The sequence below is a fragment of the Corynebacterium sp. ZY180755 genome, assembly GCF_054331495.1.
In genome coordinates this window covers 1,808,567-1,822,130 of the sequence record NZ_CM135811.1, presented here as the reverse complement: position 1 = coordinate 1,822,130, position 13,564 = coordinate 1,808,567, and the positions used below count along the sequence as shown (strand labels likewise).

Genomic DNA, 13,564 nt, shown 5'->3' with positions numbered 1-13,564 from the left:
GTTGAACGCGGTTGTGCTCGCATAAGGGTGAATTCACTGGTACGGAGAAGTAAAACTGTTAACGCACAGCGTTCACCGCACGGCTCAAGTCCCGATACGCATCTTCCAGCAGTGACAAGAGGTAGTAGTAATCATCATCAGATTCCGGCTCAAATCTGCCAAATAGTGCCTTGGGGACGGCCCTTCGCCACTGCGTACGGCAGAGGGCAACAGTCGTGTTCACTGCGGAATCCAGTAGCTTTACTACTTCGGGGATGCAGTAATCGATGGGAAGCCTCAGCGGTGCTCCCACCATCTTCTCAATGCATGCGGGTGTCAGGCCCTCCATGGCGCAGTGAAGGAGCAGATCTTCGAGGTTTGCCTCAGCGCAGCGCAAGCGCTGGATCAGGTAGGCCTCTTCCTGTTGGCTGTTTGCATGTGTGGTGGGGTTTTCCGAGCGGCGACGGTAATGAGTGATGTCAGTTATGCTCGCGGTCATTGTTGCTCCTTTCGAAAGCTTGGCTGCCTTTCTGGGTTCAAGAAACATAGAAAGGATGTTCGATTGATTGAACTAAAACACGAGCCTCAGACATGCTTACCCCCGTCGGGGGTGGGAGGCTGGAAGGATATATGCACCTAGGTGCGAATTAGCTGGAAAACCGCTCGTACCCCGCTTCTGTGCGGGGCGGAAAAAGTATCGTGTATGGCATGGAATCTCAGATGGAATATGTGCTGCGCACGATTGATGAACGCGACATCCGCTTCGTACGACTTTGGTTCACTGACATCCTCGGCTATCTCAAGTCAGTTTCAGTGGCGCCGGCTGAACTGGAGTCTGCATTTGAGGAGGGCATTGGCTTCGATGGTTCTGCTATCGAGGGTTTCTCGCGCATGTCGGAGGCGGACACCATTGCGCTGCCAGACCCATCCACTTTCCAGTTGCTGCCGTTTGATGATGACTCTCGTCTGAAAACTGCGCGCCTGTTCTGTGACATTGCTAATCCAGATGGGCAGCCAAACTACTCAGATCCTCGCCAGGTTTTGCGCCGTCAGGTTGAGCTGGCGGCGGATGAAGGCTTTAGCTGCATGATCTCTCCGGAGGTGGAGTTCTACCTAGTAAAGAGCTTGGACACCAACGGTTTGCCGCCGGTTCCAACGGACAATGGCTCTTATTTTGACCAGGCATCTCATAATGACGCGCCTCGTTTCCGTCGCTCTGCCATGTTGGCTCTGGAGGACATGGGCGTTCCGGTTGAGTTCTCTCACCATGAGACTGCGCCGGGCCAGCAGGAGATTGACCTGCGTCATGCTGATGCGCTGCAAATGGCAGACAATATTATGACGCTGCGTTACCTGATGAAGCAGGTAGCAATTGATAATGGTGTAGCTGCAACGTTCATGCCAAAGCCGTTCCGTGATCACGCTGGTTCCGCAATGCACACCCACATGTCCCTCTTCGAGGGAGATATCAACGCGTTCCATGACCCCGATGACGAGTACGCGCTATCTAAGACTGCGAAGCAGTTTGTGGCTGGCATCCTGCATCATGCCAACGAGTTCTCTGCCATTACGAACCAATGGACGAACTCTTACAAGCGCATTCTGTTCGGCAATGAGGCACCAACGGCTGCTACGTGGGGCGTCTCCAACCGTTCTGCACTGGTGCGTATTCCTACCTACCGGATGACTAAGGCTGAGTCACGCCGTGTTGAGGTTCGATCCCCAGATAGCGCCTGCAACCCTTACTTGGCTTACGCAGTTTTGCTGGGCGCCGGATTGAAGGGCATCAAGGAGGGGTATGAAATTCCTGAGCAGGCTGTGGACGATATCGGGGAGCTAACTCGCCGCGAGCGACGTGCAATGGGGTACAAGGATCTCCCCACCAACTTGGATCAAGCGTTGCGCGAAATGGAGCGCTCTGAGTTTGTGGCAGACATCCTCGGTGAGCACGTATTCGAGTTCTTCCTCCGCAACAAGTGGCGTGAGTGGCATGACTACCAGCAGCAAATCACTCCGTGGGAGCTGCGAACCAACCTCGTGTACTAGCAACCAGTCTGTGACCACTGTCCGGACACTTCTTGAGGAATATTCTCACCATCATGGCAGGAACTAATAACACCAAAGGGTTACACCGAAGCAGCATCCCTACGGCAGCTACGCTGGGACTCAACCGCGCCACCGCAGAGGGAGATCTGGAATGGCTGGAGTGGAACAATAGGGAAAGCTTAGATCTTCTATGGGCTCTCACCGGTGCGGCCGATAGGGATCTAGCGCTCAACAACTTGATTCGCTTGATGAACGCCCTTGACGAGGCCCTAGGGTCGCACGCGGAGTTAGACCAAGCGCTGCGCAGTGACGTTTCCCTCCGTGTTCGCCTTTTCGCCATGCTGGGTGGTTCGAGTGTGCTGGGTGACCACTTGGTTGCCAACCCCACGGAGTGGAAACTGCTGCAGAAGGATATTCCCACCAAGGAAGAAATGCTGCGCGAGCTTCTGGGGTGTATTAACGCTGCCCCAGCGGAGGTCCAGCTTTCCCAGGAGGATGCCCAGAATGTGACCTTCCGTGGCGACCGCGCCGGGGAAGGTAAGGACACTGCGTCTGCGGATCTTTCCACCGTGGGTACGTACAAGGCGGCTGAAGCCACCCCGGAGGCGGAGGCTGCCCTCAAGCGCACCTACCGCAACCTGTTAATGCGTATTGCGGCAATTGACTTGGCTGGTACCTACCCAGAGAACTCGCGACGTGTGGGCCAACCTGCCGTTGCATTCAAGGTGATTTCCGCAACGTTGTCAGACCTCGCTGATGCCGCGCTTACCGCAGCTTTGGCTATTGCTGTGCGCAAGGTCTATGACGACGCCCCGGTAGATTCTCATGTGGGCATCTTGGCCATGGGAAAGTGCGGTGCCCGCGAATTAAATTACATTTCTGACGTTGACGTCATCTTCGTCGCTGAGCCAGCAAACGCCAATGCCACCCGCGTAGCCAGTGAGTTCATCAAGGCTGGATGCCGCGGTTTCTTTGAAGTGGACGCAGCATTGCGCCCCGAGGGCAAGGCTGGCGCCCTAGTGAGGACACTCGATTCCCACGTTGCCTACTACAAGCGGTGGGCAGAGACGTGGGAGTTCCAAGCGCTTCTGAAGCATCGCCCCATGACCGGCAACATGCCCTTGGCACAGGAATACTCCCGCCTTCTTTCGCCAATGGTGTGGGAGGCATCCCAGCGTGACTCCTTTGTTGATGACGTGCAGAAGATGCGTGTGCGCGTTCTGGACAACGTGCCAAAAGCGTTGAAGGAGCGAGAGCTCAAACTGGGTGAGGGTGGTCTCCGCGACGTGGAGTTCGCGGTCCAGCTCCTGCAATTGGTACATGGCCGTTCCGATGAATTCTTGCGCACGCTGGCAACTGTGGACGCCCTGCAGGCATTAATAGACGGCGGGTACATTGGCCGTGAGGACGGATCCGACCTCATAGAGGCGTATGAGTTCCTGCGCCTGCTGGAGCACCGTCTCCAGCTGCAAAAGGTAAAACGTACGCACACGTTGCCGGATGAGAAGGACCAGAAGCAGTACCACTGGCTGGCCGGTGCTTCTGGCTTTGTGTCGAGCGAGGGGTCCTCCAAGGTGGAGGAGTTGAATAAGAAGCTACGAAAGACTCGCCACCAGATTTCGTACCTGCATCGCCAGCTGTTCTACCGTCCGCTGCTGAACTCCGTGGTGAACATGAGCGTGGACGCGATCAAACTCAGCCCAGAGGCAGCGAAGCTGCAGCTGGCTGCGCTGGGTTACAAGTTCCCGGATCGTGCATTCGAGCACCTCAGCGCCATGGCCGCCGGCAGCGGTCGAAAAGCAAAAATCCAAGCCATGCTGCTGCCTACGCTCATGGAATGGCTGTCCAAGACCGCAGATCCAGACGCTGGCCTGCTCAACTACCGCAAGCTATCAGAGGCCGCACATGACCGCATTTGGTTCCTACGCATGCTTCGCGACGAAGGCATCGTAGGCAAACGACTCATGCGTATCCTCGGCAACTCACCGTACACCGCGGACCTGATCATCTCCGCACCGGATGTGGTCAAGCAGCTGGGCGACGGCGCGCGTGGCCCAAAGCTTTTAGAAACCCCGGTGACCGCCAGGTGCAAGTCCCTAGTGCGTGCCGCCAGCCGGCACGATAACCCAGACGATGCGATCGCAGTTGCCCGATCCATGCGCCGTGTGGAGCTCGCACGCATTGCCGCAGCTGACTTGCTGCAGATGCTGACCATTAAGGAAGTGTGTCTTGGGCTGTCCTACATTTGGGACGCCGTTCTCGAAGCAGCACTGAGTGTAGAAATCCGCTATTCGCTTCAGCAAGAGGGGCTGGATAAGGCACCCGCCACGATCGCTGTGATTGGTATGGGCCGCCTTGGAGGAGCGGAGCTAGGCTACGGCTCTGACGCGGACGTGATGTTCGTTTGCGAGCCAGCCGAAGGTGTGGAAGAAAATGAAGCTGTGCGCTGGGCTATTGGCATATGTGATCGCATGCGCAAACGCCTGTCCAAACCATCGGGTGACCCACCGCTTGAGGTGGACCTTGGCCTGCGCCCTGAGGGGCGATCCGGTGCGGTCGTGCGCACCTTGGAGTCCTATCAGCAATACTACGAGCGCTGGGGTGAGGTCTGGGAGGTCCAGGCGTTGCTGCGTGCAACGGAAATCGCCGGCGATGAAGACCTAGGCAAACGCTTCCTGCATATGGTGGATAAATTCCGCTACCCATCCGAGGGGGCGAGCGAGAAGGTTATCCGTGAGGTCCGACGCATGAAAGCGCGCGTGGACAACGAGCGCCTGCCACGTGGCGCTGATCGCAACACCCACACCAAGTTGGGGCGCGGTGCGCTGACGGATATCGAGTGGACCGCGCAGCTTCTGACTCTTATGCATGCTCACGAGAACGAGGAGTTGCACAACACCTCCACACTGGATGTGTTAGAGGTTCTCAAGGAGAAAAGTATTCTGCCTGCGAATCAGGTAGATATCCTGCAGACAGCATGGATTAACGCTACCAAGGCGCGTAACGCCATTGTGTTGGTAACGGGTAAACGCATGGATCAGCTGCCACAGCCAGGACCAAAACTTGCTGCTGTGGCGGGTGCAGCCGGGTGGGATCCGCACAATTACCAAGAGTTCCTAGACAACTATTTGAAGTCCACCCGTCGTGCACGCCAAGTGGTCGATGAAGTGTTCTGGGGTGAGCCCATCTCGGATCACTCGGACTTCTCCATCTAGTCTTATGTGGGGCGCGCCCGATGTCTGCCGTGATGGGCGCGCAACGCCACTGACCTTGCTAGCAATTGAATCTGTCAACCTATACGGGCGAATCTTAGGCAGCACACCCTAAAAAACGAGGGGAGGAATGACCCCTCAGGTAAGGTTCACCCGACCCCACTTACGCCACAGCTTTTCGCAGAAAGTACACCATGTCATTGAAGCTCACCCTTGATCTTGAAGATCTCACCGTGGAAAAACTCAACACCTTTGTTCGTGCACTTGAAAGCGCGGGTGCTAGGCCAAGTACCGCAATAAATTTCAAGGACAACACTCTGGTAGCTCGCCTTGATGGTGAACCGGGGCAGCGCACCGGCAATACAGGCCAGCCAGACTCGTACCAAGGGCATTCTGGGGCGTCATTTGACCCAGTTCAACTTGGTGATGCCGCTCTTAATTCGCTGATTGATGCGTTGGTCTCCAAGCGCAACCGCTAACTTGGGAGTGCGCAGATTCCGCACGGCCCCCTCTCGTTCAGGTGAGGAGGGAATTCGGACAAAAAACTAAACTCTGAGCGGTTTTCGGGCACTTTGTCGTTGAAAAAGGCCACAAAGTTTAGTTTTTTGTCCCAAATGCTTAGTCAATTAACTTGCCGTCAACACGGCGAGTGATCGCACCAGCGTCCTTACTAACACGTTGCCTGCGGGTGTGCAGGAAGAAGCTGAGGAACAGGACATACCCCACAGCCCAAGTTACAAATACGGCAATCCAGGCCACACGGAAATCACTCCACGTATAACTGCCGGAGGGAGCAATCTGGTCGAGCAGGATGCCAAGCAGCTGGGCGGCGATCATGGTGGAGACAAAACCGCCCATGTTTGCCAAGCCAGTGGCAGATGCCAAGACCTTGATGTCTACTGCTTCGCGCACAGTATCAAAGCCATAATTGGCTGCTGGAATAACAAGAGTTTGGAATACTAGCAGCGCTACGAGCCACGCCATGGATGGTGGTGAGGCTTGAAGGAAAAACAAAGCAAGCACAGCTATTTGAACGGCTGCCAGTATCAGAGACACTGTGTCGCGACGGCGACCAAAGCGCGACGACAACACACCGTGTAAGGGGCCAAACGCAACCGTGGTGATCGTGACGATGGTCAGCACCATGCCCACTTGTGCCGCGTTTAAGCCCATTCCCAGCGTCATGAGGGGAACACCCCACAACAGTTGGAACAGCCCGAGCGGCATCATGTTTGTCCAGTGGATGAACACCGCTTGCCACACAATCGGATCACGCGTGATCGTTTTCAAAATAGTGACCATGGGCAGCGTGGCCTGCACCGCGCCGGGCTTAGCGGAGACTACCGCTGCCTCATTGACGCCACCATGCACCGTGTCCGTAGTTTCTGCCATCCGACGCAGTCGCCCAGTCTGGCGCGGCAAATGAGGCCGATGGATGCGTGGTTGGTGTGGGGTGTCGGATAGAACCACGGATGCCAATAAAGCCACCAGTAGTCCTACCGCACCCAAGGAGATAAACGCCACCTGCCACCCAGCCACGTGTAGCACGTTGAGGAATGGTACGGCGGACAGAAATTGGCCGGCTTGCCCAAAACCACCGGTGAGTTGGGCAAAGAGCGGTGCTTTCTTGACGGGGAACCACGTTGGGATGAGGCGAAGCACAGACAAGAATGCGGTAGCATCACCGGCGCCAATGAGCACTCGTGCGCCTATGGCAATGTAGTAGCTGCCGGTAAAGCCCAAAATGATCTGCCCAGCGGCCATAATGCATGCGCCGATAATAAGGAGGCGCCTGGCACCGAACTTATCAATGAGCACACCGACTGGGATCTGGGAGGCGGCGTAGACACCCACCTGAACCGCGGTGAAAACAGCCAGCTGGGAGGCATTGATCTGGAAACGGTCGAGAGCTTCGACGCCAGCCACGCCGAAGGACGTGCGGCCAGTCACGGCAATCACATAAATAGCGACGGCAGCGGCCCACACAATTACCGCGCGTTTGCGGATCTTTGGAGACTGGGCCGGCGCGTGTGACATGGTGTTTTTAGTCCCTTGGGTCTAGTGTGATCTTTTCGTATTCCGAAGCACATGGTACCTCTGTAGCTATTCGTAATCGGTGCTACCTCTGCTGTGGCTAAATATTTTTCATTCTGGTGCAGATAATTCGGCCGTGACCAGCTAGGGTAGTAGCGTGCACTACATTTCAACTCGCGATAAGAATCAGACTAAGGCTACCTTCACCGACATCCTCTTGGGAGGCTTGGCGCCGGATGGTGGCCTGTACCTGCCTGAGGAATACCCGCAGCTAGATGATGCCACCCTCAACTCTTGGCGCGCCGTGCTGGCTGAGGAGGGTTACGCGGCTCTAGCCGGAGAAGTCCTTCAATTATTTGTGGATGACATCCCAGTAGAGGATCTGAAGGCTATCGCGCAGCGTGCCTACAATTACCCGAAGTTCTCCTCGGAGGAGATTGTTCCAGTTACCCAGCTGGAGGATCGCCTGTACTTGGGCCACCTCTCTGAGGGGCCAACCGCGGCCTTCAAAGATATGGCAATGCAACTTCTGGGTGAGCTGTTTGAGTATGAGCTCGCCCGCCGTGATCAGGAGCTGAACATCCTGGGCGCTACTTCCGGCGATACGGGCTCGTCCGCCGAATACGCAATGCGCGGCCGGAAGGGCATTCGCGTCTTTATGCTGACCCCGGCGGGGCGCATGACCCCATTCCAGCAGGCGCAGATGTTTGGCCTGGATGATCCGAACATTTTCAACATTGCTCTTGACGGCGTTTTTGATGACTGCCAGGACGTGGTGAAGGCCACCAGCGCGGATGCGGAGTTTAAGTCTAAGTACTCCATCGGCGCAGTTAACTCCATTAACTGGGCTCGCCTGATGGCGCAGGTTGTTTACTACATTTCTTCCTACCTGCGTATTACTGAGGACAACACCGAGAAGATCTCCTTCTGCGTCCCAACCGGCAACTTTGGCGATATCTGCGCGGGGCATATTGCGCGCCAGATGGGTCTTCCTATTGATCGCTTGATTGTAGCCACCAATGAAAATGACGTGCTGGATGAGTTCTTCCGCACCGGCGATTACCGCGTGCGCAGCTCTGCTGACACCTATGAGACGTCCTCGCCGTCTATGGACATTTCTCGTGCGTCGAATTTCGAGCGTTTTGTCTTTGACCTCTTGGGCCGTGACGCCGAGCGTATCAATGACTTGTTTGGCACCAAGGTTAAGGAGGGTGGTTTCTCCTTGACCGAGGATGCGGCGTTTGCTGATGCCAAGGAGAAGTTCGGCTTTGCCTCTGGCAAATCCACGCACGCTGATCGTGTGGAGACCATCCGCGATTGTCACCAGCGTTTGGGCGTGCTTATCGACCCCCACACCGCCGACGGCGTCAAGGTTGCCCGCGATCTCACGGCCGAAATCGGCTCGAAGATTGTGTGCTTAGAAACTGCTCTTCCCGTGAAGTTCGCTGACACCATCATGGAGGCGATTGGTGAGGAAGCACCAATGCCACAGCGTTTCGCGGGCATTATGGAGGCGGACCGCCATGTGGTTGAGCTTCCAAATGATGCTGAGATTGTAAAGGGCTTCATCGAAGCCAACATTGAGGCCAATTAAGCGCAAAGTCACCGTGACACCTGAACACCGTGCAGGTGCCACGGTTTCTTTCTGCCTTTTCTGGCTTCCGGTGCTGTGGAACCATCTGCGTCATAAGCTCACGCGGGTTACCGCCTTCTGGCTCATCCACTTCCAACGGGCGCGCCGCGTTTTTCTTCCCGGTTGGGGCGAGCGAGGCAAGGTGCGCCCTCTGGAGTCTTGGCACTAAGGTTGTGGGAAGTAGTAACCACACGAAGGGCGGTACAACCATGGCACAAGAGCAAGTGTCTAAGCCAGAAGAGTTCTCTGATTTTGACCCAGCAGCTTTCGCCAAGAAGATGATGGAAGAGGCTCAATCAACCAAGGCTAAGGAAGAAGCGCCTTCCACCGAGGCTTCTGAATAAATACTAAGAAGGAACACGTTTTAAGTGCCTACCCCAGATTTTATTGTTAACCTGCGCGAGAAGATTGGCAACGACCACCTTTGGCTGCCAGGCGTTACTGCCGTGGTCATTAAAGACGTCCCACCAGGAGCACCCATTCATGAAGTGCCAAAAGTCCTTCTTGTGAAGCGAGCAGATAACAACGAGTGGACGCCGGTCTGCGGAATCGTTGAAGTGGATGAAGAGCCACACGTGGCAGCGGTGCGGGAAGTTAAAGAGGAAACCGGTCTCGACACCCAGGTTGAGGCTCTGCTGGGCGTAGGCCAAGTCGGTCCAGTGACCTACCCGAATGGTGACGTTACCTCATACATGGACACCGCTATGCGCCTGTCCGTTGTCGGCGATGACACGCCTGTCATTGGAGATGATGAAAGCGTGGACGTGGGGTGGTTCTCCATCATGCAAATGCCACCGATGAAACCACGTTTCCGACTCGTGATTGCTGACGCGGTTGCACAGCTGCGCCGCCCTGAGGGTTTCCGCCCACGCATGGGTTACCAGAAGCGCGACCGACAGCGGTAACGCACAAACTCAATGGAATAGTAGAGCGAGCCGAGGAGCTAGCTCGTCACTGGTGTCTTGTGCTCCCCGCGTTGTGCGCCGGCAAAGAGCACGATCCACATCGCGATGAGGAACGGCCACGTGAACACTGGGATTGGCGTCATGGCGATTAGCGGTTGAATCACAAGCGTAAGCGCTGCGGAAACCACAGCGCCGCCTACTCGCCAGACAAGTGAGCGCCCATTCCAGAACACGGCTCCGATGGCAATAGCGGCGAGTACCGCGGAATAAGAAGCCAAACCGGTGGAGGCCACCACTGGGGAATCAATTGCTGCGGTGGCGGTGACCGCGATCGCAGCACCCAGCAATCCAAACGCCGCGATCATGCGATCGCCCACGGCCAGGGCAACGATGGTGATGATGCCTACGAGGATGCCGTCGGCAAGCATGACCTCACTGAACGCATTGGCAATACCCGCTGCCCACCCAGCTATACCGGATGTCTCCGTGACGGGCCATGCTTCCCACTGGGAACCAATAGGCCCGAATAGCATTCCGGATACGATCACGAATGGGGCAGTAGAGACCGGCAACCCAGCGAACCTCAACGCGGATAAGTCAAAGACGCGCGCAACTGCCTTGTGCACTATCACGGTGGTTAAGGAGCCGACCATGGTGAGTAGGATTGCCATCCACCCGTATCCTGCATACAGTGCTGAAGCTGCACCCACCAATGCCCCGTTGTAGCCCATAAGGCCTTGGCGGACTTCCTCTTTAAAGCCTAGGATCCAAGCTCCTGCAGTTTGGATAGCTGAGCCAAACAGAACCAGAGCACTAAAACGGGGGTCAAGGAATGCCAGTGCAACCAAGATCAGCGCACCACTTAAAGGGTTGTTAATGAAGAATATCTGGGACACACCCCGCAAGACATTCACTACTGCGTTCATTACTCATCACCTCAATTTCACAGATGGACTAGTGGCTGCGTAAGTTCAGCGCAGGTTTATTTAAAACAGTGGAGTGGAACTCATTCACCAAGATGCGCTGTAGTTTGGTGATGGCGCCGGAGCTATGCCCGAGAGTTCTCACCGCAATGCACCGTGGTGAGTGGCCATCCACATCTGATGCTGGAATCTCCCTGCCTGCCAAGGTGATTCCGGAGTAAGTGGAATTCTCAGCCTCAGTTTCTGTAATGAGCTGGTGCAATGTGTCCACAAATTCTTCGGTGATGCGTGGGTCAACAAGGAGCAACTGCCCAGTGTGGGAGAATCCCTCCATGAACCCCATTGATTCTGTGGGCAGCTCAGAAGGCACTACGCGAATTTGATCCACAACAAAAGGGACGATGCCTTGTGCAGTGATGATGCCAATTTCTTGGCGCATACGTAACCCCGTGAAACGAAACTTCTCGCTCTTAGGAGACCACCCAGGTGTAACAACTTCGGACAACACGACCGTAGACGTGGGATGCACGATGACTTGAGTATTCTGGTGGTACTCGCCATCGCGGTAGACAATGAGCGGGTCCGGCAAGTACTCAAAACGTGCGTGTGGCCCCACTTTGACGCGCATCTCCTGCAACGCGGGACCCTGCGGTGTTTGGTAAACCTTGGATGCAGACTGGGTGAGCAGTAGTAGATCAGCGCCGTCGTCTACACGGAGGTCTAGCTGGTATCTGTCACCACCAAAAAACGCTCCACCGGGATTGATAACGGTGTAAGACACCTGACCAGAAGAATCCAAATAATGTGGCCGGATCACCCGCAGTGCACCGCGGTGGAACTGCTCGCGAGCAAAGCTCACGCCGTCATCGCGCCGAGCAATACGCATCGTGAGTTCGCCGGTAGCTTCTTTGTGGCCCATGGTTTTGTCCTTCGGAGGGTTACTCAGCAAGATCGAGCATCAACACGTCGTGACGGATCCAGTCCATCACGGTGTCAAGGCCCTCATCGGTCATCAAGTTCGTCATGGCAAAGGGCTTATCCTTGCGGAAGACCTTGGAGTCGGCTTCCATGACGGAGAGATCAGCGTGGACATGGGGCGCTAGATCGGTTTTGTTGATAACAAATAGATCGGACTTGATCATTCCCTGGCCTGCCTTGCGCGGAATCTTTTCGCCTTGAGCCACGTCGATGATGTAAATGGAGAAATCCACTAGTTCCGGACTGAAGGTTGCAGACAGGTTGTCACCGCCGGATTCGACAAAGATCAACTGAAGATCAGGAAACTTTCCCTTGAGCTCATCAATAGCTGCTTCGTTCATGGATGTGTCTTCGCGTATTGCTGTGTGTGGGCAGCCGCCGGTCTCAATTCCGATGATTCGATCAGTGGGTAGCACGGAGTTCTTTGCCAGGATCTTCGCGTCTTCGATTGTGTAAATGTCATTGGTGATAGCGGCCATGGAGATCTCATCGCTCATGGCTCGCGTGAGGCGTTCGATGAGCTGAGTTTTGCCGGAGCCTACAGGGCCACCGATGCCAATGATGATGGGCGTAGTTTCTAAAGTCATTGTTCTAAGTTCTCTTTTCACGTTGAGTTAGCTCATAAACAATCGGGCACGTTGTCGTTCATGACGCATTTGAGCGATTTCCAAGCCGGGGAAGACGGCGCCGAGATCCCTTTCATCGAGCCCGTCGACAACCTCGACAGCTGTGGTGACCCAGGATTGTGCTGCTCGGATAATGCGCTGGCCAGCGGATTGGCCAAGAGGGATGGCTCGAACAGCGTTCTGTGTCAGCGAGATGATAGTGGCGTACAGGTGCTGCGCGATTGCTTCGGTTTTGCTGATTCCTGACTGGCGAGCAACCAGTGACCACACCAACGCTGGGTGGCCGTGGGCAGTGCCTGTCTTGAGCGCTTTGCTGTATTCCTGGATTTCTGGAAGCGGATAGTTTTCTTCTGCGATGGAGATGAGCCGCTTGGCCTGTGTGATACTGGCGTGCCTCACTTGCTGGGGTAGTGATTGGGCTGTCACCAAGTTATCGATGTTCAACAACTGTTGGATATCTGAGCAATTCCACACCAGACGGATTGCTAACGCATCAGTGAACGTTAGTTGCGTCTGGACGAACATCTCCATCCACTGGGAAAAGGACGCCTCATCACAAATATGCTCAGTGTGCATGTAGGATTCAAAGCCCATGGAATGGCTAAAGGCACCTGTGGGTAGAGCGGAATCGGTTAGCTGCATGCCGATGAGCAGCGCAGCGATGGATGACGGCGTGGCTGTAGGTTCGGAAAACATGGTGTGCTCCATCCACTAGTGCGTGTGTTCGCTGTGGCGGAATGGAACAGGCATGACCCGATCTTGGCGATCAAATGCGATGTTGTGGTGAGTCAGGAAATCCACCACCGTGTGATCGTAGGCCACAACCATGCACTCGCAGCCGTACTCTGAATCAGCGTCAAAAAACTGCGCTTGGAGGTGACGGTTACCTAGGCTGTGGGCTACGAAAGCCATTTGTGTGATGCTATCTGCTGTGATGACCAAAACATCGGTTGGATTGACTGCCACGAGGACAGCGTTGCCGTTGTCTTGGTCGATCACCAATACATCGCCATCGCGTAGATCGGGTGATTTGGGCGGAAGGCGCAAGCCTATTTCATTGCCGTGGTCTGTGGTCAGACGCTGGATCCGTTTTACTAAATCCGAGCTGTCAAGCCAGACTTTCTCCTTGTGCAAACCTGCTACCAGCTCGGGAGATGAGTGAGCGTTGCCCTTGACTTCAGTAATGATCATTGAAAAACCTTTGTGCTCAAATGGGCAAGGGCGCGAT

Annotated in this window: 13 protein-coding genes; 6 read left to right on the top strand and 7 right to left on the bottom strand. The window is 55.4% G+C overall.

Going from position 1 to position 13,564, the window contains the following annotated elements; genetic code table 11:
* Positions 1-58: 58 nt before the first annotated feature.
* On the bottom strand, positions 59-478 hold the full coding sequence (locus ACXM2N_RS08295) for a hypothetical protein (RefSeq protein WP_458487709.1): 420 nt from the start codon (positions 476-478) through the stop codon (positions 59-61).
* A gap of 209 nt (positions 479-687) precedes the next feature.
* Here ACXM2N_RS08295 and ACXM2N_RS08290 point away from each other — a divergent pair, with 209 nt between their 5' ends.
* The 3 genes from ACXM2N_RS08290 to ACXM2N_RS08280 all read left to right on the top strand — a co-directional run bounded on the left by ACXM2N_RS08290 (position 688) and on the right by ACXM2N_RS08280 (position 5,716).
* The gene (locus tag ACXM2N_RS08290; protein WP_458487707.1) at positions 688-2,025 is read left to right on the top strand and encodes a glutamine synthetase family protein; all 1,338 of its coding nucleotides are present in this window, start codon (positions 688-690) and stop codon (positions 2,023-2,025) included.
* A gap of 53 nt (positions 2,026-2,078) precedes the next feature.
* On the top strand, positions 2,079-5,240 hold the full coding sequence (locus ACXM2N_RS08285; RefSeq protein ID WP_458487705.1) for a bifunctional [glutamine synthetase] adenylyltransferase/[glutamine synthetase]-adenylyl-L-tyrosine phosphorylase: 3,162 nt from the start codon (positions 2,079-2,081) through the stop codon (positions 5,238-5,240).
* A gap of 191 nt (positions 5,241-5,431) precedes the next feature.
* Positions 5,432-5,716, top strand: coding sequence for a hypothetical protein (locus tag ACXM2N_RS08280; RefSeq protein WP_458487703.1), 285 nt, complete (start codon positions 5,432-5,434; stop codon positions 5,714-5,716).
* A 139-nt stretch (positions 5,717-5,855) separates the two neighbouring features.
* On the opposite strand, the gene ACXM2N_RS08275 is transcribed toward ACXM2N_RS08280, so the two are convergent.
* The gene (locus ACXM2N_RS08275; RefSeq protein WP_458487701.1) at positions 5,856-7,274 is read right to left on the bottom strand and encodes an MFS transporter; all 1,419 of its coding nucleotides are present in this window, start codon (positions 7,272-7,274) and stop codon (positions 5,856-5,858) included.
* A gap of 154 nt (positions 7,275-7,428) precedes the next feature.
* Between ACXM2N_RS08275 and thrC the strand changes: the two genes are divergently transcribed.
* The 3 genes from thrC (at position 7,429) to ACXM2N_RS08260 (ending at position 9,809) form a co-directional block, all read left to right on the top strand.
* Positions 7,429-8,865: a threonine synthase gene (gene thrC, locus ACXM2N_RS08270; protein WP_458487699.1), complete on the top strand. Its 1,437-nt coding sequence runs from the start codon at positions 7,429-7,431 to the stop codon at positions 8,863-8,865.
* Positions 8,866-9,113: 248 nt separating this feature from the next.
* A complete protein-coding gene (locus ACXM2N_RS08265; protein ID WP_458487697.1) occupies positions 9,114-9,248 on the top strand; it encodes a hypothetical protein in 135 nt (44 codons plus the stop codon).
* Positions 9,249-9,272: 24 nt separating this feature from the next.
* On the top strand, positions 9,273-9,809 hold the full coding sequence (locus tag ACXM2N_RS08260) for an NUDIX hydrolase (RefSeq protein ID WP_458487695.1): 537 nt from the start codon (positions 9,273-9,275) through the stop codon (positions 9,807-9,809).
* 38 nt (positions 9,810-9,847) lie between these two features.
* Here the strand turns inward: ACXM2N_RS08260 and ACXM2N_RS08255 are convergent, their stop codons facing one another.
* From ACXM2N_RS08255 to ureE, 5 genes are read right to left on the bottom strand one after another with little or no spacing between them, the layout of a single operon-like run.
* Complete coding sequence (locus tag ACXM2N_RS08255; RefSeq protein WP_458487693.1) at positions 9,848-10,735, bottom strand: urea transporter; 888 nt, start codon at positions 10,733-10,735, stop codon at positions 9,848-9,850.
* 28 nt (positions 10,736-10,763) lie between these two features.
* Entirely contained in the window at positions 10,764-11,651 is an 888-nt protein-coding gene (locus ACXM2N_RS08250) for an urease accessory protein UreD (RefSeq protein ID WP_458487691.1), read from the bottom strand.
* Between the two features lie 19 nt (positions 11,652-11,670).
* The gene (gene ureG / locus ACXM2N_RS08245; RefSeq protein ID WP_458487689.1) at positions 11,671-12,297 is read right to left on the bottom strand and encodes an urease accessory protein UreG; all 627 of its coding nucleotides are present in this window, start codon (positions 12,295-12,297) and stop codon (positions 11,671-11,673) included.
* Positions 12,298-12,324: 27 nt separating this feature from the next.
* The gene (locus tag ACXM2N_RS08240; RefSeq protein ID WP_458487687.1) at positions 12,325-13,032 is read right to left on the bottom strand and encodes an urease accessory protein UreF; all 708 of its coding nucleotides are present in this window, start codon (positions 13,030-13,032) and stop codon (positions 12,325-12,327) included.
* 15 nt (positions 13,033-13,047) lie between these two features.
* Positions 13,048-13,527: an urease accessory protein UreE gene (gene ureE, locus ACXM2N_RS08235; RefSeq protein WP_458487685.1), complete on the bottom strand. Its 480-nt coding sequence runs from the start codon at positions 13,525-13,527 to the stop codon at positions 13,048-13,050.
* Between the last annotated feature and the right edge of the window lie 37 nt (positions 13,528-13,564).